Origin of the sequence: Cellulomonas wangleii (assembly GCF_018388445.1) — a bacterium.
Lineage (GTDB): Bacteria > Actinomycetota > Actinomycetes > Actinomycetales > Cellulomonadaceae > Cellulomonas > Cellulomonas wangleii.
In genome coordinates, this window is sequence record NZ_CP074405.1 from 1,599,754 (window position 1) to 1,620,513 (window position 20,760).

Genomic DNA, 20,760 nt, shown 5'->3' on the forward strand with positions numbered 1-20,760 from the left:
GCGTGATCACGCACCTGCGCGGCACGGTCGTCCTCGACGACGACCACGAGGTCGGTGACGCGTGGGTCGTGGGGGACCGGCTCTCCCTCGAGCGCCCGGACCGGGCGCCCGACACCGTGCTGGAGGGCTGGGTGCTGCCCGGGCTCGTCGACGTGCACTGCCACGTCGGCCTCGCGTCCGACGGCCCGGTCGACGACGCCACCGCGGAGGCGCAGGCGCGCGCCGACCGGGACGCCGGTGTCCTGCTGGTGCGCGACGCTGGCTCGCCCGCGGACACCCGCTGGATGGACGCGCGGGCGGACCTGCCGCGCCTGCTGCGGGCCGGGCGGCACCTGGCACGCCCCAAGCGCTACCTGCGGCACTACGGACGCGAGCTCGCCGACGCCGCGCAGCTGCCGCAGGCCGTGCGCGAGGAGGCGGCCCGCGGCGACGGCTGGGTCAAGCTCGTGGCCGACTGGATCGACCGCGACCTCGGCCCCGACGGTGACCTGCGTCCGCTCTGGTCGGACGAGGTGCTGGCCGACGCGGTCACGGCCGCGCACGACGCCGGCGCCCGTGTCACGGCCCACACGTTCAGCCACGAGGCGCTCGACGGGCTGCTGGACGCCGGCGTCGACGGGCTGGAGCACGCGACGGGAGCGACGCCGGAGCAGATCGAGCGGATCGCCGCCGCAGGGGTGCCGGTCACGGCGACCCTGCTGCAGGTGGGGCAGTTCGCCGCCATCGCCGCCCAGGGGGAGGCGCGCTACCCCCGGTTCGCCGCCCGCATGCGGGCGATGCACGCGCGGCGGTACGAGCACGTGCGTCACCTGCACGACGCGGGCGTGCGGGTGCTGCTCGGCACCGACGCGGGCGGCACGATCGCGCACGGCCGCGTCGCCGACGAGGCCGTCGAGATGGTGCGCGCCGGCATCCCCGCGCGCGACGTCGTCGCTGCCGCGTCGTGGCGGACGCGGGCGTGGCTCGGCGTGCCGGGCATCGCCGAGGGGGCGAGCGCCGACGTGGTCGTCTACGACGAGGACCCGCGTGCGGACGTGGGGGCGCTGACGCGCCCGCGGGCCGTGCTGCTGCGGGGTGCCCGCGTCCGGTGACGGCCCGCGCCCGGTGCCGGCGTCCGGGGTGCGTCAGCCGGCGACCGCCCCGGACGTGAGAGCGGCGGCGCCGCGCTTGGAGCGCTCCACCCCCGGGGGCATCGCGGCGACGAACCGCTGCCACGGGCCGGCAGTCCCTCGGAAGTGCTTCGGGTCGAGCACCAACGACGCACCGGTGCGCGTGACGAGCTCGACGTCGCCGTCGTCGTCCTCGCCCAGCAGGACCACGTCCTCCGTGCGGACCGCGACGCCCGCCGAGACCAGGACGAGCCGGCCCGGCCCGAGGCTGATCTGCGCGCCGCGCTGAGGTCCGAAGAACCGGCCGCTGTGGAACGTGACGCGCGCGCCCCCCGGCGACGGGCGCTGGTCGGCCGCGACGCCACCCCCGGCGAGGTCGCGCGCGATGTCGCGCCGGCTCATGCCGGTGAACGTGCGCAGGGGCATCCGGATCGGGTGGTCGAGGAGGTCATGGGGCGTCACAGTCGTCGGCGGGACACGTGATCGGACGCCAGCGCGCGGACCCCTCGTGCGACACGCTCTACCGCGGCCGACCGCGGCGTGTGCTCGATTCGTTGCCGCCGCGCCACGTCTGGCACAATGGTCGGTTGTACTCGGTCCGTGCAGCCCCTCTACCTGCCCGGTGCCGTGTCCTCCGGCCGGAACGGCGCACCCACCCCACGGGACGCGCCGCGAGGCCACCCCAGCAGACATCAGGAGAACACCACCTCGTGGCAACGAAGATCCGTCTCAAGCGCATGGGCAAGATCCGCGCGCCGTACTACCGCATCGTCGTCGCCGACTCGCGCACCAAGCGCGACGGTCGCGTGATCGAGGAGATCGGCAAGTACCACCCCACCGAGGAGCCCTCGCTCATCGAGATCACCTCGGAGCGGGCGCAGTACTGGCTGGGCGTCGGCGCGCAGCCGACCGAGCAGGTGCTGGTGCTGCTCAAGGTCACCGGTGACTGGCAGAAGTTCAAGGGCCTGCCGGGTGCCGAGGGCACGCTGCGCGTGAAGGAGCCCAAGGCCGACGCGAAGGCTGCCGTCGAGGCTGCCGCGCTCGACGCCGAGAAGGTCAAGGCCAAGGCGTCCGAGAAGAAGGCCGCCGCCACGGAGGAGCCCGCCGCGGCTCCCGCCGAGGACGAGCAGGCCTGATGCTGGCCGACGCGCTCGAGCACCTCGTGCGGGGCATCGTCGACCACCCCGACGACGTGCACGTCCGTGCGTCGTCGCTGCGCCGCGGTGAGATGCTCGAGGTGCGCGTGCACCCCGAGGACCTCGGGCGCGTCATCGGTCGGGGCGGCCGGACCGCGCGTGCGCTGCGCACGGTGGTCGGGGCGCTCTCGCCGGACGGTGCCGTGCGCGTCGACGTGGTCGACGTCGACCGGCGCTGACCGCAGACACCCGACGGCCCGGTCCCTCGACGAGGGGCCGGGCCGTCGTCGTCCCCGACACGTCGGGGGAGGGAGTGACATGCTGCTGACCGTCGCCAGGGTCGGGCGTCCGCACGGCCTGCGGGGTGAGGTCGCACTCGACGTGCGCACCGACGTCCCGCAGGAGCGTCTGGTCGTCGGAGCCCGGTTCGTCACCGAGCCCGCTGCGGCGGGCCCGCTCGAGATCGCGCACGTGCGCGAGGCCCAGGGCCGGTGGTACGTGACGTTCGCGCAGGCGGACGACCGCACCGCGGCCGAGGGGCTGCGCGGCGTCGAGCTGCTCGTCGACAGCGACGAGGACACGGACGACGACGACGACGGCTGGTACCCGCACGAGCTCGCGGGCCTGCGCGCCGAGCACGTCGCCGACGGGCGTCCGCTCGGCGAGGTCGTGGGGCTCGAGCACCTGCCGGCCCACGACGTGCTCGTGCTGCGGGAACCCGACGGTGCGCGCACGCTCGTGCCGTTCGTCGAGGCCATCGTGCCCGTGGTCGACGTGGCCGGTGGCCGGGTCGTGCTCGACCCGCCGGGCGGTCTGCTCGCGGCCGACGCGGCCAACCTCGTCGTCAGCGACGAGACCCGCGGCACGGGCGAGGAGGCCTGAGGCGTGCGCGTCGACGTCGTCTCGATCTTCCCCGAGTACCTCGCGCCGCTCGAGCTCTCGCTCGTCGGCAAGGCCCGGACGGCCGGGCTCCTGGACCTGCAGGTCCACGACCTGCGCACGTGGACCGACGACCGGCACCGCACGGTCGACGACACGCCGTTCGGCGGCGGCGCCGGCATGGTCATGCGCCCCGACGTGTGGGGCCGCGCGCTGGACGACGTCCTGACGCCCGGCGCCCACCTCATCGTGCCGTCGCCCGCCGGGGCGCCCTTCACGCAGCGCACGGCCGAGGCGCTGGCGACCGAGCAGCACCTCGTCGTCGCGTGCGGGCGCTACGAGGGCATCGACGCCCGTGTGGCCGAGCACTACGCCGCGCGGGGTCGCGTGACCGAGCTGTCCCTGGGGGACTACGTCCTCAACGGCGGCGAGGTCGCTGCCCTGGTCGTGGTCGAGGCGGTGGCGCGGCTGCTGCCCGGTGTGGTGGGCAATCCGGAGTCGCTGGTCGAGGAGTCGCACGGGGCCGCCGGCCTGCTGGAGTACCCGGTCTACACCAAGCCGGCCACGTGGCAGGGGCACGCCGTGCCGGACGTGCTCCTCTCGGGCCACCACGCACGGATCGAGCGCTGGCGCCGCGACGAGGCGCTGCGGCGCACCGCGGCGCGGCGCCCGGACCTGTTGGCGGCGCTCGACGTCGCGGCCCTCGACCGCCACGACCGTGCCGTGCTGTCGGACTGCGGGTGGGACGTGGTGGACGGGGAGCTGCGTCCTGCGGCCCCCGTGCCTGCGGAGGACACGCGCACCGTGTGATCCGTGGCTCGCGGCTTGGGGACGGCGCGGCTGCTGTGGCAGACTGTGTCCTCGGTGTGCGTCGAGCGCCTCTCTGCCGCAGGGGAGGGCTCACGACGCGCGGACCGGACCGGCCCAGCGCCGACGACCCGGACCGACCGACCAGACCCGAACCACGGGCGCCTGCCCTGCCCCGGCAGCGCGCGCGCCCGTCGATCACGTTCCTGACCTGCGGCAGGGCGGGGAAGCGACACGACATGCAGACGCTCGACGCGGTCGACGCAGCATCGCTGCGCCAGGACCACCCGGACTTCCGTCCCGGCGACACCCTCAAGGTCAACGTGAAGGTCGTCGAGGGCAACCGCTCCCGGATCCAGGCCTTCCAGGGCGTCGTCATCGCCCGCCAGGGTGCCGGCGTGCGCGAGACCTTCACCATCCGCAAGATCAGCTTCGGTGTGGGTGTCGAGCGGACGTTCCCGCTGCACACGCCGTCGCTCGACTCGATCGAGGTCGTCACCCGCGGTGACGTGCGTCGCGCCAAGCTGTACTACCTGCGGGCGCTGCGCGGCAAGAAGGCGAAGATCAAGGAGAAGCGCGGGCAGGCGCCCGCCAAGAAGGGCTGACCTCCTGCTCTCCCGGCACGACGCGACGGGCGGCTCCCCCTCGGGGACGCCGCCCGTCGGTGTCCCCGTGGCCGCGGCACGCCGCCGCGCGGGCGTCCGGGACGCGTCCACCGGGGTACCGGGCCCCGGCCGGGCCCCCCACGACCGCTGCGTCCGTGCGAGAGTGTGACCGTGAGCGAGTTCCGACCTGACGCGACGGGGCCGACGGCGTCCCCGACCCGCGCCGCCCCCACCGCTGCCCGTCCGCTGTGGACGCCCACGGGCGCCCAGGGTGGCGGCAGCGGCCAGGACTGGACGAGCCGGTCGCGGGACGCGCGCACCGGTGACGAGGGAACGGACGAACCCGGCATGAGCTCACGGCGCCGGAACCGCGACGCCGTCCGACGTCGCCCGGGGTCTGCCTGGTCCTGGCTGCGCGAGACGGCCATCATCCTGGTCAGCGCACTGGTGCTGTCCCTGGTCGTCAAGACCTTCCTCGTGCAGGCGTTCTACATCCCGTCGCAGTCGATGCAGGACACCCTGGTCGTCGACGACCGGATCCTGGTCAGCAAGCTGACGCCCGGACCCTTCGACATCGAGCGCGGGGACGTCGTGGTCTTCAAGGATCCCGGCGGCTGGCTCAACCCGCAGATCCAGGCGCCGCGCAGCCCTCTGGCGGAGGCCGTCACCGAGGGGCTCACGTTCGTCGGGCTGCTCCCGCAGGACGCCGGTGAGCACCTCGTCAAGCGGGTCATCGGCCTGCCGGGTGACCACGTGGCCTGCGCCGGGCCGGGTCAGCCCGTGACGGTCAACGGCGTCCCGGTCGACGAGCCGTACCTCGCCCCGGGCTCCCAGCCCAGCGAGCGCGCGTTCGACGTCGTCGTGCCCCCCGACTCGCTGTGGGTCATGGGTGACAACCGGCAGCACTCGGCGGACTCGCGGTACAACACGGGTAGCCCGGGCGGCGGGTCCGTGCCCGTCGACAACGTCGTGGGGACCGCGTTCGTCACCGTGTGGCCGCTGGACCGCTTCACGCTCCTGCAGAACCCGTCCGCGACGTTCGCGGACGTCCCCGACGCGGGATGACGTCGGCGGGACCCGAGACCCCGGCACGGACGCCGGTGCGGGTCGCGCGCCGTGCCGCGGCCCGCCCCACCCCGCACCTGCGGCACGAGCGTGCGCTGCTGCGCACGGGCCTGCGTCTCGTGGCCGGCATGGACGAGGTGGGCCGCGGGTCGCTCGCCGGCCCCGTGTCCGTCGGGGTCGTCGTGGTCGACCTCAGCACCCGGTCGGCGCCGCGCGGCGTGGCCGACTCCAAGCTGCTCACGCCCGCGGCGCGGCGCGCGCTGCTGCCGGCGCTGGGACGCTGGGGCGTCGCGCGCGCCGTGGGCCACGCCTCGCCCGACGAGATCGACGAGCGGGGGATCGTCGCGGCGCTCCGCCTGGCGGGCACCCGGGCGCTGCGGGCGGTCGTCGACGTGGTCGGCCCCGTCGACGCCGTCGTGCTGGACGGCTCGCACGACTGGCTCACGCCCCCGGCGCCTGACCTGTTCGGCACCCAGGACGACCTGTTCGAGCCGCCGCGGGACCTGCCGGTGCCGCTGGTCCACCTCAAGGTGAAGGCCGACCGCTCCTGCGCGAGCGTCGCTGCTGCGAGTGTCCTGGCCAAGTGCGAGCGGGACGCCCTCATGGTGCGCCACGCGGCCGCCCACCCCGCGTACCGCTGGGACGAGAACAAGGGGTACGCGTCGCCCGAGCACCTGGCGGCGCTGCGGGAGCACGGCCCGAGCCCGCTGCACCGCCGGTCCTGGCGGCTGCCGGGCCTGCAGGAGCCGCCCGTGGTGACGCGCGGGCCGGGGTGGGAGGTCGGGGCCCTGCTGCCCGACCCGGGGCGCGCGCCGGGGTGGCGGGACGACGCCGCGCCGGTCTCCCCGGAGGGGTGGGCGTCCGCCGCACCCGACGATGAGGGATGATGGTCCGGTGAGCGCCGAGGACCTGGAGAACTACGAGACCGACATGGAGCTCGCCCTGTACCGCGAGTACCGGGACGTGGTGGGGCTCTTCTCGTACGTCGTGGAGACGGAGCGACGGTTCTACCTCGCGAACCACGTCGACCTGCAGGTCCGGTCGGCCGCCGGCGAGGTCTACTTCGAGCTCTCGCTCGTCGACGCCTGGGTGTGGGACGTCTACCGCTCGGCCCGCTTCGTGAAGTCGGTGCGCGTGGTGACGTTCAAGGACGTCAACGTCGAGGAGCTGGCGAAGGCCGAGCTCGACCTCGGGTCCGGGGCGGGCTTCACCCGCTGACACCCCCGCTCCGGCGCCGCCTCCGACACCGCAGCGGCCCCGGGAGGCCACGGCGCCGCCACCGAGCCGCCCACAGCACCGGCCGCGTCTCCGGCGTCCACGGACCGTCACCGGCACTCACTCCCACCCCGCCCTCGCGCGGCAGGGTCGGTGCCGGAGGTGGTCGACGTGCGGGCGAAGGACGCGGTCGGGCGGTACGGGGAGGACGTGGCGGCGGCGTTCGTCGTGCGGGCGGGGTGGACGGTCCTGGCGCGCAACTGGCGGTGCGCCGAGGGTGAGCTGGACATCGTCGCGCTCGACGGGGACGCGGTCGTGGCCGTGGAGGTCAAGACGCGACGCTCGGACGCCTACGGGCACCCGGCGGAGGCCGTCACGTACCGCAAGCTGGCGCGGCTGCGGCGGCTGACCGCCCGCTGGTTGCGGGAGCACGACGTGCGGGCGGGGTCCGTGCGTGTCGACGTCATCGCCGTGGTCCTGCCGCACCGCGGCGCGGCCCGGGTCGAGCACCTGGTCGGGGTGGTCTGAGTGCTCGGACGCACCCGCGCCGTCGCGCTCGTGGGGTTGGTCGGCCATCCCGTCGACGTCGAGTCCCACCTCGCCCCCTCGCTGCCGGGTTTCACGCTCGTCGGGCTGCCCGACGCCTCGCTCGCCGAGGCGCGGGACCGGGTGCGTGCCGCCGTGACGTCCTCGGGGCTCGCGTGGCCGACGCGCCGGATCACGGTCAACCTCTCACCGGCGACCCTGCCCAAGACCGGCTCGTCGTTCGACCTCGCCGTGGCGATCGCCACGCTCGCCGGCGCGGGACTCGCGGACGCGGCGTCGGTCGCCGACTGGGTGCACCTGGGCGAGCTGGGCCTGGACGGGCGGCTGCGGCCCGTGCGCGGCGTGCTGCCGTGCGTGGCGGCGGCCGTCGCGGCGGGCCATCCCCGGGTCGTCGTCCCGCGCGGCAACGCGGTCGAGGCGAGCCTGGTCCCGGGTGCGCAGGTGCTGGCGGCCGACACCCTCGCGCAGGTCGCCGCGTACCACGGCGCCGACATCGAGGTGCCCGACGTCGAGCCCGTGCACGACGTGCGGACGGTGACCTCGCGCGGCCCGGCGCCCGACCTGGCGGACGTGCTCGGTCAGGAGGACGCGCGCCACGGCCTCGAGGTGGCCGCGGCGGGTGGGCACCACCTGCTCATGGTGGGACCGCCCGGCGCCGGCAAGACCATGCTGGCGGCACGCCTGCCGGGGCTGCTCCCGGACCTCTGCGAGGCCGACGCCGTCGAGGTCACCGCCGTGCACTCCGTGGCCGGAACGTTCGACCCCGTGCAGGGCCTCGTCCGCCGACCCCCGTTCGAGGACCCGCACCACACCGCGACGCCCGCGAGCATCGTCGGCGGCGGGTCGGGCACGCCACGGCCGGGGGCGGCCTCCCGTGCCCACCGGGGTGTGCTGTTCCTCGACGAGGCGCCGGAGTTCGCCTCGGGGGTGCTGCAGACGCTCCGGCAGCCCCTCGAGCACGGTGAGCTGGTGCTGCACCGTGCGGGTGGCGCCGCGCGGTACCCCGCCCGGTTCCAGCTGGTCCTGGCGGCCAACCCGTGCCCCTGCGGCAACGCGGTCGGCAAGGGGTTGACGTGCACCTGCCGCCCCGAGCAGCGCCGACGGTACTTCGGCAAGCTCTCGGGGCCGCTGCTCGACCGGGTCGACCTGCAGCTCGAGGTGCCCGCTGCCCGTCCAGCCGGCGTTGCGGGCGAGGGCACGGCGGCGGTCGCGGCGCGGGTCGCGGCGGCGCGCGCCGCGCAGCTCGCACGGTGGCGGGGCACGACGTGGCGCACCAACGCGGAGGTTCCCGGCCGGGAGCTGCAGGCGCGGCTACGGGCCGACCGACGGCTCGTGGCCGACCTCGACCGTGCCGTGGACCGGGGCACGCTGAGCCTGCGCGGGGCGGACCGCGTCCTGCGGGTCGCGTGGACGCTCGCCGATCTCGAGGGGCGGGACGGACCCCGGCGCACCGACGTGGCCCACGCACTCGTGCTCCGGACGAGGGGGCACGGCGCATGACGGGCGTCCGGGTGCCCGGGTGGCTCGCCGACCGCCTCCGGCAGGACGACGACCGGTCGTCCCGGGCGGTCTGGAGCGCGCTGGCCGAGCCGGGCGACGCGGTCGCGGGAGCGCTGGTCGGCGCCTGCGGTGCGACGGCCGCGTTGGACTGGGTGGCCGGCGCGGTGAGCGGCGCTGCCCCGCAGCCGGTTCCCCTCGGTGGGACGGACCCACCGGACGCGGCGGCCCGCCGCCTGCGCGCGGCGGCGGAGCGCTGGGCGGCGAGGTGGCACGCCGTGGACCCGGACCGCGACCTGGCTGCTGCGGCGCGCAGCGGGGCACGGATCGTCGCGCCGGGCGACCCCGCGTGGCCGTGCGGCCTCGACGACCTCGGTGCGCTGGCCCCGTTCGCCCTCTGGGTGCGGGGAGCCCCGCCATCGGCGCGCCGGTCCGTCGCACTGGTCGGCGCGCGTGCGTGCACCACCTACGGCGAGCGGGTCGCCGTGGACCTCGCGGCAGGGCTGGCCGGCCGCAGCTGGACCGTGGTCTCGGGGGGTGCGTACGGCGTCGACGCCGCAGCGCACCGTGGTGCGCTGCTCGTCGGCGGTACGACCGTCGTGGTGCTGGCCGGGGGAGTGGACCGTGCCTACCCGGTCGGCAACGCGCGGCTGCTGGAGGAGGTGGTGGGCGCCGGCGGGAGCCTGGTGAGCGAGGTGCCTCCCGGCGCCACACCCACCCGCAGCCGCTTCCTGCAGCGCAACCGGCTGATCGCGGCGATGTCGGCGGGCACCGTCGTCGTGGAGGCCGCGTGGCGGTCGGGCGCTGCCAGCACCGCGCACCACGCGGCGCGGCTGCTGCGGCCCGTGGGTGCGGTGCCCGGACCGATCACCTCGGCTGCCTCGGCCGGGTGCCACCGGTTGCTGCGCGAGGGCGTCGCCGTGTGCGTGACCGACGTCGACGAGGTCGTGGAGCTGGCGGGTGACGTGGGCGCCGACGTCGCTCCGGCGCACCCCGAGGACGACACGCGTGCCGTCGACGGCCTGGACCCGCTCGCGCGTCGTGTGCACGACGGCCTGTCGCGCCGGGTGCCGCACGACACGGCGCAGGTCGCTGCGCGCGCCGGGACGACGGTGGCGCAGGCGCGTGCGATGCTCGGGCTGCTCGAGCTCGAGGGCTTCGCGCGCCGCCTCGGGTCGGGCTGGGTGGTGGATGCCGGTGAGTAGCGGATGGGTGAAAAAAACCGGCGTTCGTGGGAATACGCACCGCCGGATCGGACATTGTCGGCCAATCCGAGCAGACGGTCTCGGGCAGGCCAGGAACCATCCTTGTCGAACTGCGTGCGCCACGTCACCTTAGGGGCATGCACATGGCCGCGATCAGCACCGGAGCCGCTCAGCGCGAGCTCCTGCGCGCTGATTTCGCGACACATCTGCGGGCCCAGCGCGGGGTCTCGGACCACACCGTGCGGGCATATCTGGGGGACGTGGACCATCTCCTGGACCACGCGGTGCGTCATGGCGCGACCGATCTGGGTGACGTCGACATCACGATCCTGCGGGGATGGCTCGCCGCGATGGCGAACGCCCACCGCAGCCGCGCCACCCTCGCGCGGCGGGCCGCCGCCGCCCGGACCTTCTTCCGCTGGGCCGTCCACACCGGCCGTGTCCCCACCGACCCCACGCTGCGGCTCGGGACGGCGCGCGCCGCCGGCGCCCTCCCCACCGTGCTCGCAGTGGAGCCGGTCACCCGCCTGCTCGACGCGGCACGGGAGCGCGCTCTCGACGGCGACGCCGTCCACGTGCGGGACTGGGCGGCGGTCGAGCTGCTCTACGCGACAGGTGTGCGGGTCGGCGAGCTCTGCGGCGCGGACGTCGACGACGTCGATGCGGCCGAGCTGATGCTGCGCGTCGTGGGCAAGGGTGACAAGGAGCGGGTCGTGCCGTTCGGCCGGCCGGCGGCGCAGGCGGTGGACGCGTGGTTGCGCACGGGCCGCCCGCGTCTGGTGCGCGACGGCTCCCCGCCGGCGCTGCTCCTGGGCAGCCGCGGCGGCCGCATCGACCAGCGGCAGGTCCGCACGGTCGTGCACGACCTCGCCCGCGAGGTCGGGGTCGAGGACGTCGCACCGCACGCGCTGCGCCACACCGCGGCCACCCACCTGCTCGAGGGCGGCTCGGACCTGCGTACGGTCCAGGAGATCCTCGGCCACGCGAGCCTGTCGACGACGCAGCGCTACACCCACGTCTCCGCGGAGCGCCTGCGCTCCGCCTTCCAGCTCGCCCACCCCCGGGCGTGATGTCGTGACCACCACCGGGGGCGCGGTCCCTACCCTCCGCCCGACGCCCAGCACCACCTGCAGAGAGACGGACCCGACGATGACGGCCCTGCACGACGACCTCGCCGAGACGGGCGCCCCCGTCGCCCTGCGGGCCTACCGCCCGGGGACCGCGCCGGCCGGCGTGATCCCCCAGCAGCGTCCGGCCGTGGAGGGTGCCGCGGCACCCTCCGTGCCGCCGACGGACACGGCGCCCGCCGCACCCGTCGAGGTGTCCGCGGTGGACGCGGCGTGGACGCGGTTCACCGCGACACACTGCCCGGACGCGCGCGAGGAGCTGATCCTCCACTACGTCCCGCTCGTCACGGCCGTCGCCGGGCGCATCGGCATGCGCCTGCCCTCGACCGTCGAGCACGCCGACCTCGTCTCCTACGGCGTCTTCGGGCTCATCGACGCGATCGAGAAGTACCGGACCGACCGCGCCGTGCGGTTCGAGTCCTACGCCTCCTCGCGGATCCGTGGCGCCATCATCGACGAGCTGCGGGCCATGGACTGGGTGCCGCGGTCGGTGCGGACCAAGGCGCGCGCCGTCGACCGCGCCTACGGCGAGCTCGAGGCACTGCTGCACCGCGCGCCCACCGAGGCCGAGGTCGCCCAGCGGCTCGAGCTGCCCGTGGGTGAGCTGCGCGCCGTGTACTCCCAGCTGGCGTCCGTGAACATCGCGGCCCTCGACGAGATGCTCGCCGGCAGCGACGACCGCCCCGGCGCGGCCACGCTGGCGGACACGCTGGGGGACCGCCGCGCGGACGACCCCGCGGGCTCCGTGGAGGCGCAGGAGACCAAGTACCTGCTCTCGCGGGCCATCGAGTGCCTCGGCGAGCGTGAGCGTCTGGTCGTCGTCCTCTACTACTACGAGAGCATGACGCTCGCCGAGATCGGCCGCGTGCTCGGGGTGACCGAGTCGCGCATCTCGCAGATCCACACCGCGGCGATGGGCCGGCTGCGTACCCGGCTGCTGGACGCCGAGCGCGCGTGACCCCCACGGCGCCGGTGGCCGCTCACCGCAGCGGGAGCAGCACCACCGGGCCGTGACCCGGCAGCAGCGCCCAGGGGTCGACGTAGCGGTCACCGTCCCGGACGCCCCAGTGCAGCGCCGGCCCGCCCGGCGTGCCGCCGTGGGCGTCGCCCGTGAGCGCCCCCAGTGCCCCGCCCGCGTCGACACGGGCGCCGGGCGCGACTGCCGGCGACAGGGGTTCGAGGCTGCTGCGCAGGCCGTCGTCGTGCAGCACCGTCACGACGCCCCGGCCCGCGACGTCCCCGGCGAAGGTCACCGTGCCGGCCGCCGGGGCGCGGACCGTCGCGCCGGACCCGGCTCCGAGGTCGACGCCGCGGTGGCCGGCCAGCCAGGGCTGCGGCGGCGGGTCGAAGGCTCGCAGCAGGCGCGGCACGCCGTCCACCGGCGCCCGGTACGCGCCCACGGGCGTCTCCCGTGCTCCCGCTCGCGCCGGACCGGCGCCCGCCCGGCTGACGGTGCGCGCAGGGGCGCCGCCGACCACGGGCGGCGACCCCCCACCGGCGGGTACGGTGCCCATCCGCTCCGCCCCGCGGGCGGCCATGACGTGGTGACCCGGGGCGGGGACGAGCGGGCCGTCGCCGGGCACCGCCGGGGCCGAGCCCGCGACCACGGACAGGGCGACCACGGACAGGGCGACCACGGACAGGGCGACCACGGACAGGGCGACCACGGACAGGGCGACCACGATCACCCAGGGCGCTCCCGCCGGAGCACGGCCACGGGGGAGAGCACGGGGGACCGCACGGGGGCGAGCACGGTGGAGAGCTCGGTGGAGAGCACGGGGGACCGGACGCCGCCGGACACCGGGTGCGGCACGGGCGGGCGTACGCCCGCGACAGGCGACGGGACCGTGACGCGGGGCGAGGGCGGCCGCAGTCGTGCGGCGGGCGGAGGGCACGGGCCCAGGATGGGCGGGCGCCCGGGACAGCCGTCCCTGCACGGCGCGCGCCTGGGGGCGGAGCCGTGCGGGGACGGGGACGTGGTCGGCTCGGCGCGCGTGGGCAGCCGGGCCGGCGCGTCCGGGAGGCCCTCGGCGGTGGGATAGACTTCTTCCACGACCGGCGTGTGCCGGTCGAATTCGCGTGCCACGGCTCCGGTCGTCCAGGTCCACGCGCCGACGTCCGTCGAACCGCCCCGTGCGGGACCGGCGGCCCGCCGGCGGGGGCAGGACGGCGGGGTCTCGTCCGCAGCGGTCCGGGCCTCGTGCCCGGCGCGGACGGGGGTGTGGCACCAGGGGCGCGGCCGCCGGCCGCGCCGACAACCGAGATCGCGGGCCCGGGGGGTCCGCACACATGCGCGTGCACCTCGCGGTGCATGCCGGAAGGACGTGCCATGGCCGTCGTGACCATGCGCCAGCTGCTCGAGAGCGGTGTCCACTTCGGGCACCAGACCCGCCGCTGGAACCCCAAGATGAAGCGCTTCATCTTCACCGAGCGCAACGGCATCTACATCGTCGACCTGCAGCAGTCGCTGTCCTACATCGACCGCGCGTACGAGTTCGTCTCCCAGACGGTCGCGCACGGCGGCTCGATCCTCTTCGTGGGGACCAAGAAGCAGGCGCAGGAGCCCGTCGCCGAGCAGGCCGCCCGCGTCGGCATGCCGTACGTCAACCAGCGCTGGCTCGGTGGCATGCTCACCAACTTCACCACGGTGCACAAGCGCCTGCAGCGCCTCAAGGAGCTCGAGCAGATCGACTTCGACGACGTCGCGGCCTCGGGCCTGACGAAGAAGGAGCTGCTCGTCCTGCGCCGCGAGAAGGACAAGCTCACCAAGACGCTCGGCGGCATCCGTGACATGGCCAAGGTTCCCTCGGCCGTGTGGATCGTCGACACGAACAAGGAGCACCTCGCGGTCGACGAGGCGCGCAAGCTGGGCATCCCGGTCGTCGCGATCCTCGACACCAACTGCGACCCCGACGTCGTCGACTACCCGATCCCGGGCAACGACGACGCCATCCGTGCCGTGCAGCTGCTGACCCGTGTGATCGCCGACGCGGTCGCCGACGGCACGCTCAAGCGCCACTCCGGCGGCGCTGCGGCCAGCCAGGCTGGCGAGCCGGCCGCCGAGCCGCTCGCCGAGTGGGAGCGGGAGCTCCTGGCGGGTGCCGAGGCCGGTCTGCAGGACCCGGCGCTGGCGCCGGCCGCGGTCGACGCCGCGGCTGCGCAGGCGGGCGACCCGCAGGCCGCCCCGGGTGAGGCGACGCCGGACGAGTCGGCCGTCGCTCCCGGTCAGGACGCCGCCCCCGCCGTCGAGGCCGCTGCCGCGGCCGAGGCGCGCGAGGAGGCCACGGCCGAGGGCGCCGAGCCCGCCGCCGAGGGCACCGAGCAGGCCTGACGCCAGCGCCCCCGGGCGCCCGGTACGACCCCACGGGTGCGGCGCGGACCACCGCGCCGCACCCGGCATGCCGAGGACGTCGGCATGACGAGAACTCGAGGACGGACGGAACTGATGGCGAACTACTCGCTGGCAGACATCAAGGCCCTGCGCGAGCGCACCGGTGCGGGCATGCTCGACGTGAAGAAGGCGCTCGAGGAGGCCGACGGCGACGCCGACAAGGCCCTCGAGATCATCCGCGTGAAGGGCCTCAAGGGCGTCGGCAAGCGCGAGGGCCGCGCCGCCTCCGACGGCCTGGTCGCCGCGCACGTCGGCCCGACGGCCGACGGCGAGGGCCAGGTGGGCGTGCTCGTCGAGGTCAACTCCGAGACGGACTTCGTCGCCAAGAACCAGACCTTCATCTCGCTGGCCGACCGGGTGCTCGCCGCCGCCGTCGCCACGGGTGCCGGTGACGCGGACGCGCTGCTCGCGGCCGAGTGCGACGGCACGCCCGTGCAGACGGTCGTCGACGAGACGGCCGCCACGCTGGGCGAGAAGATCGTCGTGCGGCGCGTCGCGCGTCTCGCCGGCGAGCACGTCGAGGTCTACCTCCACAAGGTCAACAAGGACCTGCCCCCGCAGGTCGGTGTCCTCGTCGCCACGGACGCGGCCGGCGCCGCCGTCGCGCGTGACATCGCGACCCACGTCGCGGCGTTCTCGCCGACGTACCTCACGCGCGACGAGGTCCCCGCGGACGTCGTGGAGAACGAGCGCCGCATCGCCGAGGAGACGGCGCGCAACGAGGGCAAGCCCGAGGGCGCGCTCCCGAAGATCGTCGAGGGTCGCCTCAACGGGTTCTTCAAGGAGGCCGTCCTGGTGGACCAGGCCTTCGCCAAGGACAACAAGAAGTCGGTCGGCCAGGTCCTCGCCGAGGCCGGCGGCACGGTGACGGGCTTCGTCCGCTACCGCGTGGGCGCCTGAGCGTCGTGACGACGACGGTGGCCCCGGCCCGCGTGGGCCGGGGCCACCGCCGCACCGGGCGCCCGTGGTCCGCCGGGCGACCCGCACCGACCCAGCGGGCACGCGCCACGCGGCGCACGAGCGAGGTGGAGGACACGTGAGCCAGCAGCCGTCGTCGCAGGAGCAGCACCGGAACGGGTCCGGGGACGCACGCCGCGTCCTGCTCAAGCTCTCGGGTGAGAGCTTCGGTGGTGGCTCCATCGGACTGGCCGTGCCCGTGGTGCGCCGGATCGCCGGCGAGATCGCCGCGGCCGTGCGCAACGGGGTGCAGGTCGCGATCGTCGTGGGCGGGGGCAACTTCTTCCGCGGCGCCGAGCTGCAGGTCAGCGGGATGGACCGGGCACGTGCCGACTACATGGGCATGCTCGGCACCGTGATGAACTGCCTCGCCCTGCAGGACTTCCTCGAGCAGGCGGGCGTGAGCACCCGCGTGCAGACCGCCATCACGATGGGTCAGGTCGCGGAGCCGTACATCCCGCTGCGCGCGATCCGGCACCTCGAGAAGGGACGCGTCGTGATCTTCGGCGCGGGCGCGGGGATGCCCTACTTCTCCACCGACACCGTGGCCGTCCAGCGTGCGCTCGAGACGCACTGCCAGGAGGTCCTCATGGGCAAGAACGGCGTGGACGGCGTCTACACCGCGGACCCCCGGCGCGACCCCGACGCGCGCAAGCTGGACCACCTGACCTACACCGAGGCCATCGTGGGCGAGCTCGGCGTCATGGACACCTCGGCGCTCAGCCTCTGCCGTGACAACGACGTGCCCATGCGGGTCTTCGGCCTGGAGGCCGAGGGCAACGTCACGCGCGCCCTCGAGGGTGAGAAGATCGGGACGCTCATCACTGCGAGCTGAGCACGACGACGACGGCGCCGCGCGGCGCCGGCAGGCGCAGGTCCGCACGACACAGACGAAGGAGCACCGGTGATCGACGACACACTCCTCGAGGCCGAGGAGAAGATGGACAAGGCCGTGGAGGTCGCGAAGGAGGACTTCGCCGCCATCCGCACGGGTCGGGCGAACGCCGCGATGTTCGCGAAGGTGTTCGTCGACTACTACGGCTCGCCGACGCCGCTGCAGCAGCTCGCGTCGTTCAACGTCGTCGAGGCGCGCACCATCCTCGTCTCGCCGTTCGACAAGTCGTCGATGGCGGCGATCGAGAAGGCGCTGCGCGACTCCGACCTCGGCGTGAACCCGACCAACGACGGCAACGTCGTGCGCGTCGTGCTGCCCGCGCTGACGGCCGAGCGTCGCAAGGACTTCGTCAAGCTCGCCAAGTCCAAGGCCGAGGACGCACGCATCTCGGTGCGCTCGATCCGTCGTCGTGCCAAGGAGGAGCTCGACCGCATCGCGAAGGACGGCGAGGCGGGCGAGGACGAGGTGGGTCGTGCCGAGAAGGAGCTCGAGGCGCTGACCAAGAAGCACGTCGAGCTCGTCGACCAGCTGCTCGCCTCCAAGGAGAGCGAGCTCCTCGAGGTCTGATGACGCAGCTCGCCGCTCCTCGCGCCACCCGCGCCGGCCGGAACCTCCCGGCGGCGGTGACGGTCGCCGTGATCCTGCTCGGCGCCGTCGGGGCATCCCTGTTCATCCGCAAGGACGCGTTCGCGGTCCTCGCCGTGCTCGCCGTCTCCGCAGCGATGTGGGAGCTGGCGCAGGCGTTCGCGCGGCGCTCGATCCACCTGCCGCTGGTCCCGCTGGTCGTCGGCGCCGCCGGGATCCTCGTCTCGGCGTACGTCGCGGGGCCGGAGGCCCTGTTCGTGGCGTTCCTGCTGACCGTGGGCGGGGCCGTGGTCTGGCGCGTGCTCGACGGCAGCGGGGAGGCGGCTCTGCGGGACGCGTCCGCGGCGACGTTCGCCGCGGCGTACCTGCCGTTCCTGGGCGGGTTCGTCATGCTCATGCTCGCCGAGCCCGACGGGCCCGCGCGGGTCGCGCTGTTCATCCTGCTGGCCGTCGCGTGCGACACCGGCGGGTACGTGGTCGGCACGCTCCTGGGACGTCACCCGCTGGCGCCGTCGGTCAGCCCCAAGAAGTCCTGGGAGGGCCTGGTCGGCTCGCTCGTCCTGACGAGCGTCGTGGGTGTGGTCGGCATCCAGACCGTGTTCCACGGCGAGCCGCTGGTCGGTGCGCTCCTGGGCGTCGGGGTCGTCGTGAGCGCGACGCTCGGCGACCTGGCCGAGTCCATGATCAAGCGCGACCTCGAGCTCAAGGACATGGGCCGGCTGCTGCCGGGCCACGGCGGCGTGCTCGACAGGCTCGACTCCCTCCTGCTCACCGCCCCGACCGTGTGGGTGCTGCTCGCGTACCTGCAGCCCCCCGCCGGGTGACCGCACCGCCCATCCCTGGAAGGAGGCGCCGACCGTGAACGCCACCCCCGTGCGCCTGCAGCTCACCGCCCCGACCCGGGGCGCGCGTGGCAAGCCGCCGCGCCACTTCGTGGACCTCACGCCCGAGGAGCGGGTCGCCGCCGTCACGACGCTCGGCGAGAAGCCGTTCCGCGCCAAGCAGCTCGCGACGCACTACTTCACGCACCTGACGGCCGACGCCGACGCGATGACCGACCTGCCGAAGGCGTCGCGCGACGCCCTCGTCGGTGACCTGTTCCCGCAGCTGCTGACCACCAGCCGCACGTTGACGGCCGACCACGGCACGACCGTGAAGACGCTGTACCACCTGTTCGACGGCGCCAAGGTCGAGTCCGTGTTGATGCGGTACGCCAGCCGCACGACGCTGTGCGTGTCGTCGCAGGCCGGGTGCGGCCTGGCGTGCTCGTTCTGCGCGACCGGGAAGATGGGCCTGCTGCGCAACCTGTCCACCGCCGAGATCGTCGAGCAGGTGCGCGAGGCCGCCCGTGCGCTGGCGGCCGGTGAGGTGGCCGGCGGTGCCACCCGCCTGAGCAACGTGGTCTTCATGGGCATGGGCGAGCCGCTGGCGAACTACAAGGCGGTCATGGCGACCGTGCGCACGCTGGTCGCGCCCGCCCCCGACGGTCTGGGCATGTCGGCACGCAACGTGACGGTCTCCACGGTGGGCCTGGTGCCCGCGATGGACCGGCTCGCCGGCGAGGGGATCCCCGTGACGCTGGCGCTGTCGCTGCACGCCCCCGACGACGAGCTGCGCAGCGAGCTGGTGCCGGTCAACACCCGGTGGAGCGTGGACGAGGCGCTGGACTCCGCCCGGCGGTACTTCGACGTCACCGGCCGGCGCGTGTCGATCGAGTACGCCCTGATCCGCGACGTCAACGACCACGCGTGGCGGGCCGACCTGCTGGGCGAGAAGCTGCTCGCCCGCGGCGGCTCCGGCTGGGTCCACTGCAACCCCATCCCGCTCAACCCGACACCCGGTTCGCGCTGGACGGCGAGCGATCCCGAGGTCGAGCGCGAGTTCGTGGCACGCTTGCGGGCGCACGGGATCCCCACGACCATCCGGGACACCCGCGGCAGCGACATCGACGGTGCGTGCGGCCAGCTCGCCGCGGAGGAGGACGAGTGAGCGACGGGATGTTCCGCACCGTGTCCGGCCTGCGTCGGGGTTACGACCCGGACGAGGTCGACGAGTTCTTCTCGCACGCGCGTGCGGTGTACGAGCAGGGGCCCCCGACGGCGCTGTCCGGTGCGGACGTCCGTGACGTCGCCTTCGACCTCGTGCGCGGCGGGTACGTGACCGCGGCCGTGGACGCGGCGCTCGACCGTCTCGAGGCGGCGTTCGTGGCGCGTCACCGCGCGCAGTTCGTCGCCGAGCGCGGCCAGGGGGCGTGGATGGAGCACCTCGGTGCGCAGGCCCGCACCCTGTACGGACGGCTCGGCCGTCCGGACGGCGACCGGTTCGCGCCGCCCGAGGGCCGCAAGCCGGGCTACGAGCCCGCGGACGTCGACGAGCTGTGCCACCGGCTGGTCGCCTACTTCGACACCGGGGCGCCGTTGACGGCGGCCGAGGTGCGCGCGACCACGTTCCGACGCCGCAACGGGCGCAACGGCTACGCGGAGGGGCCCGTCGACGCGTTCGTGGCGCGTGCGGTCGAGGTCCTGCTCGGCGTCGAGTGAGCGCACACACCGACGGCGGTGCGAGCCGGTCCGTCGTCGTCCTGGGTTCCACGGGGTCCATCGGGACGCAGGCCCTCGACATCGTGGCGGCCAACCCGGACCGGTTCACGGTCACCGGCCTGTCCGCCGGCGGCGCGCAGGTCGAGCTGCTGATCGCCCAGGCACGCCGGTACGCCGTGCCGTCCGTGGCGGTGGCCGACCCCGCCGCCGCCGCGGTCGTGCGGGACGCGCTGCCCGGGACGCGGGTGCTCGCGGGACCCGACGCCGCCGCCGAGCTGGCCGGTCACGGGGCGGACGTCGTGCTCAACGGCATCACCGGGTCGGTCGGTCTGCTGCCCACGCTCGCGGCGCTGCGGGCCGGGAGCACGCTCGCGCTGGCGAACAAGGAGTCGCTGGTGGTGGGCGGCGCGCTGGTGCACGCGGCCGCGGTCCGGCCCGACCAGATCGTGCCGGTCGACTCCGAGCACTCCGCGATCGCGCAGGCGCTGCGCTCCGGCGCCCGCGGCGAGGTGGCCCGGCTCGTGCTCACGGCGTCGGGCGGCCCGTTCCGCGGCTGGACGGCCGAGCAGGTCGCCGCCGCCACGCCGCAGCAGGCGCTGGCCCACCCCACGTGGTCGATGGGCCCGGTCGTGACGGTGAACTCGGCGAGCCTGATGAACAAGGGGCTGGAGCTCATCGAGGCGCACCTGCTCTTCGACGTGCCGGTCGCGGACATCGCGGTGGTGGTGCACCCGCAGTCGGTGGTGCACTCCATGGTCGAGTTCGTCGACGGGTCGACGATCGCGCAGGCCTCGCCGCCCGACATGCGCCTGCCCATCGCGCTGGGACTGGCGTGGCCGGAGCGGGTGGCCGGTGCCGCGCGTGCCTGCGACTGGTCCACCGCGACGTCGTGGACGTTCGAGCCGCTCGACGAGACGGTCTTCCCGGCGGTCGGGCTCGCGCGCTCCGCCGTCGCCGCCTCGGCGACGCACCCCGCGGTCTACAACGCGGCGAACGAGGAGGCGGTCGGCGCGTTCCTGGCCGGTGACATCGGCTTCGGCCAGGTGGTGGCCACCGTGGAGCGGGTGCTGGGCGAGCACGTCGGCACCCCGGCCGGGGCGCTCACCCTCGAGGCGGTGCTCGACGCCGAGCGCTGGGCGCGCACGCGCGCGCACGAGGTGCTGGCCGCGGGCTGACGGGGAGCGGGCGCACGGCCCCGCCG

24 protein-coding genes are annotated in these 20,760 nt (G+C 74.9%); 22 read left to right on the plus strand and 2 right to left on the minus strand.

Annotated features, from left to right (window positions below; genetic code table 11):
* Positions 1–2: 2 nt before the first annotated feature.
* Positions 3–1,091 (plus strand): amidohydrolase family protein, encoded by a 1,089-nt coding sequence (locus tag KG103_RS07410; RefSeq protein WP_207341431.1) that lies wholly within the window; start codon positions 3–5, stop codon positions 1,089–1,091.
* Positions 1,092–1,124: 33 nt separating this feature from the next.
* On the opposite strand, the gene KG103_RS07415 is transcribed toward KG103_RS07410, so the two are convergent.
* Positions 1,125–1,535, minus strand: a complete 411-nt coding sequence (locus KG103_RS07415) for a hypothetical protein (protein ID WP_207341430.1) — start codon at positions 1,533–1,535, stop codon at positions 1,125–1,127.
* 284 nt (positions 1,536–1,819) lie between these two features.
* Here KG103_RS07415 and rpsP point away from each other — a divergent pair, with 284 nt between their 5' ends.
* The 13 genes from rpsP (at position 1,820) to KG103_RS07480 (ending at position 12,149) form a co-directional block, all read left to right on the plus strand.
* Positions 1,820–2,245, plus strand: coding sequence for a 30S ribosomal protein S16 (rpsP, locus tag KG103_RS07420; RefSeq protein ID WP_207341429.1), 426 nt, complete (start codon positions 1,820–1,822; stop codon positions 2,243–2,245).
* A complete protein-coding gene (locus tag KG103_RS07425) occupies positions 2,245–2,484 on the plus strand; it encodes an RNA-binding protein (protein WP_089801762.1) in 240 nt (79 codons plus the stop codon). The genes rpsP and KG103_RS07425 overlap by 1 nt, the downstream gene beginning before the upstream one ends.
* Before the next feature lie 79 nt (positions 2,485–2,563).
* Positions 2,564–3,127: a ribosome maturation factor RimM gene (gene rimM / locus KG103_RS07430; protein WP_207341428.1), complete on the plus strand. Its 564-nt coding sequence runs from the start codon at positions 2,564–2,566 to the stop codon at positions 3,125–3,127.
* 3 nt (positions 3,128–3,130) lie between these two features.
* Entirely contained in the window at positions 3,131–3,934 is an 804-nt protein-coding gene (trmD, locus tag KG103_RS07435; protein ID WP_207341427.1) for a tRNA (guanosine(37)-N1)-methyltransferase TrmD, read from the plus strand.
* Between the two features lie 236 nt (positions 3,935–4,170).
* Positions 4,171–4,536, plus strand: a complete 366-nt coding sequence (gene rplS / locus KG103_RS07440) for a 50S ribosomal protein L19 (RefSeq protein WP_207341426.1) — start codon at positions 4,171–4,173, stop codon at positions 4,534–4,536.
* A gap of 171 nt (positions 4,537–4,707) precedes the next feature.
* Positions 4,708–5,601 (plus strand): signal peptidase I, encoded by an 894-nt coding sequence (lepB, locus tag KG103_RS07445; protein WP_249670842.1) that lies wholly within the window; start codon positions 4,708–4,710, stop codon positions 5,599–5,601.
* Positions 5,598–6,488, plus strand: a complete 891-nt coding sequence (locus KG103_RS07450; protein WP_207341425.1) for a ribonuclease HII — start codon at positions 5,598–5,600, stop codon at positions 6,486–6,488. The genes lepB and KG103_RS07450 overlap by 4 nt, the downstream gene beginning before the upstream one ends.
* Positions 6,489–6,495: 7 nt before the next feature.
* A complete protein-coding gene (locus KG103_RS07455) occupies positions 6,496–6,819 on the plus strand; it encodes a DUF2469 domain-containing protein (protein ID WP_089801771.1) in 324 nt (107 codons plus the stop codon).
* Positions 6,820–6,987: 168 nt separating this feature from the next.
* On the plus strand, positions 6,988–7,344 hold the full coding sequence (locus KG103_RS07460) for a YraN family protein (protein WP_207341424.1): 357 nt from the start codon (positions 6,988–6,990) through the stop codon (positions 7,342–7,344).
* Positions 7,345–8,862 (plus strand): YifB family Mg chelatase-like AAA ATPase, encoded by a 1,518-nt coding sequence (locus KG103_RS07465; RefSeq protein ID WP_207341423.1) that lies wholly within the window; start codon positions 7,345–7,347, stop codon positions 8,860–8,862. It abuts the gene before it with no gap.
* The gene (dprA, locus tag KG103_RS07470) at positions 8,859–10,064 is read left to right on the plus strand and encodes a DNA-processing protein DprA (RefSeq protein WP_207341422.1); all 1,206 of its coding nucleotides are present in this window, start codon (positions 8,859–8,861) and stop codon (positions 10,062–10,064) included. Before KG103_RS07465 ends, dprA begins: the two co-directional genes overlap by 4 nt.
* 137 nt (positions 10,065–10,201) lie before the next feature.
* Positions 10,202–11,134, plus strand: a complete 933-nt coding sequence (locus KG103_RS07475; RefSeq protein ID WP_372434913.1) for a tyrosine recombinase XerC — start codon at positions 10,202–10,204, stop codon at positions 11,132–11,134.
* 79 nt (positions 11,135–11,213) lie between these two features.
* Positions 11,214–12,149 (plus strand): FliA/WhiG family RNA polymerase sigma factor, encoded by a 936-nt coding sequence (locus KG103_RS07480; RefSeq protein ID WP_207800457.1) that lies wholly within the window; start codon positions 11,214–11,216, stop codon positions 12,147–12,149.
* 22 nt (positions 12,150–12,171) lie between these two features.
* Here KG103_RS07480 and KG103_RS07485 read toward each other — a convergent pair whose 3' ends face one another.
* Positions 12,172–12,879 carry a murein hydrolase activator EnvC family protein gene (locus KG103_RS07485; RefSeq protein WP_249670843.1) on the minus strand — a complete coding sequence of 236 codons (708 nt, stop codon included), beginning with the start codon at positions 12,877–12,879 and terminating at the stop codon, positions 12,172–12,174.
* Positions 12,880–13,520: 641 nt separating this feature from the next.
* Between KG103_RS07485 and rpsB the strand changes: the two genes are divergently transcribed.
* From rpsB to dxr, 8 genes are all read left to right on the plus strand, one after another.
* Complete coding sequence (gene rpsB, locus KG103_RS07490) at positions 13,521–14,522, plus strand: 30S ribosomal protein S2 (RefSeq protein WP_207341420.1); 1,002 nt, start codon at positions 13,521–13,523, stop codon at positions 14,520–14,522.
* Positions 14,523–14,636: 114 nt separating this feature from the next.
* The gene (tsf, locus tag KG103_RS07495) at positions 14,637–15,482 is read left to right on the plus strand and encodes a translation elongation factor Ts (protein WP_207341502.1); all 846 of its coding nucleotides are present in this window, start codon (positions 14,637–14,639) and stop codon (positions 15,480–15,482) included.
* Positions 15,483–15,618: 136 nt separating this feature from the next.
* Positions 15,619–16,374, plus strand: coding sequence for a UMP kinase (gene pyrH / locus KG103_RS07500; protein WP_207341419.1), 756 nt, complete (start codon positions 15,619–15,621; stop codon positions 16,372–16,374).
* Between the two features lie 69 nt (positions 16,375–16,443).
* Entirely contained in the window at positions 16,444–17,001 is a 558-nt protein-coding gene (gene frr / locus KG103_RS07505; RefSeq protein ID WP_207341418.1) for a ribosome recycling factor, read from the plus strand.
* Positions 17,001–17,843, plus strand: a complete 843-nt coding sequence (locus KG103_RS07510) for a phosphatidate cytidylyltransferase (RefSeq protein ID WP_207341417.1) — start codon at positions 17,001–17,003, stop codon at positions 17,841–17,843. The genes frr and KG103_RS07510 overlap by 1 nt, the downstream gene beginning before the upstream one ends.
* Before the next feature lie 34 nt (positions 17,844–17,877).
* Positions 17,878–19,008 carry a 23S rRNA (adenine(2503)-C(2))-methyltransferase RlmN gene (gene rlmN, locus KG103_RS07515; protein ID WP_207341416.1) on the plus strand — a complete coding sequence of 377 codons (1,131 nt, stop codon included), beginning with the start codon at positions 17,878–17,880 and terminating at the stop codon, positions 19,006–19,008.
* Positions 19,005–19,559, plus strand: a complete 555-nt coding sequence (locus KG103_RS07520) for a DivIVA domain-containing protein (protein ID WP_207341415.1) — start codon at positions 19,005–19,007, stop codon at positions 19,557–19,559. The genes rlmN and KG103_RS07520 overlap by 4 nt, the downstream gene beginning before the upstream one ends.
* Positions 19,556–20,734, plus strand: coding sequence for a 1-deoxy-D-xylulose-5-phosphate reductoisomerase (gene dxr / locus KG103_RS07525; protein ID WP_207341414.1), 1,179 nt, complete (start codon positions 19,556–19,558; stop codon positions 20,732–20,734). The genes KG103_RS07520 and dxr overlap by 4 nt, the downstream gene beginning before the upstream one ends.
* The last annotated feature ends 26 nt before the right edge of the window (positions 20,735–20,760 follow it).

Bases quoted from the DNA above. Each gene is read 5' to 3' on its own strand.
- KG103_RS07415 (WP_207341430.1), bottom strand. From the start codon at position 1,535: ATGCCCCTGCGCACGTTCACCGGCATGAGCCGGCGCGACATCGCGCGC.
- KG103_RS07475 (WP_372434913.1), top strand. From the start codon at position 10,202: ATGCACATGGCCGCGATCAGCACCGGAGCCGCTCAGCGCGAGCTCCTG.
- rplS (WP_207341426.1), top strand. From the start codon at position 4,171: ATGCAGACGCTCGACGCGGTCGACGCAGCATCGCTGCGCCAGGACCAC.
- KG103_RS07425 (WP_089801762.1), top strand. From the start codon at position 2,245: ATGCTGGCCGACGCGCTCGAGCACCTCGTGCGGGGCATCGTCGACCAC.
- KG103_RS07480 (WP_207800457.1), top strand. From the start codon at position 11,214: ATGACGGCCCTGCACGACGACCTCGCCGAGACGGGCGCCCCCGTCGCC.
- KG103_RS07510 (WP_207341417.1), top strand. From the start codon at position 17,001: ATGACGCAGCTCGCCGCTCCTCGCGCCACCCGCGCCGGCCGGAACCTC.
- KG103_RS07450 (WP_207341425.1), top strand. From the start codon at position 5,598: ATGACGTCGGCGGGACCCGAGACCCCGGCACGGACGCCGGTGCGGGTC.
- rimM (WP_207341428.1), top strand. From the start codon at position 2,564: ATGCTGCTGACCGTCGCCAGGGTCGGGCGTCCGCACGGCCTGCGGGGT.
- tsf (WP_207341502.1), top strand. From the start codon at position 14,637: ATGGCGAACTACTCGCTGGCAGACATCAAGGCCCTGCGCGAGCGCACC.
- dprA (WP_207341422.1), top strand. From the start codon at position 8,859: ATGACGGGCGTCCGGGTGCCCGGGTGGCTCGCCGACCGCCTCCGGCAG.
- rpsB (WP_207341420.1), top strand. From the start codon at position 13,521: ATGGCCGTCGTGACCATGCGCCAGCTGCTCGAGAGCGGTGTCCACTTC.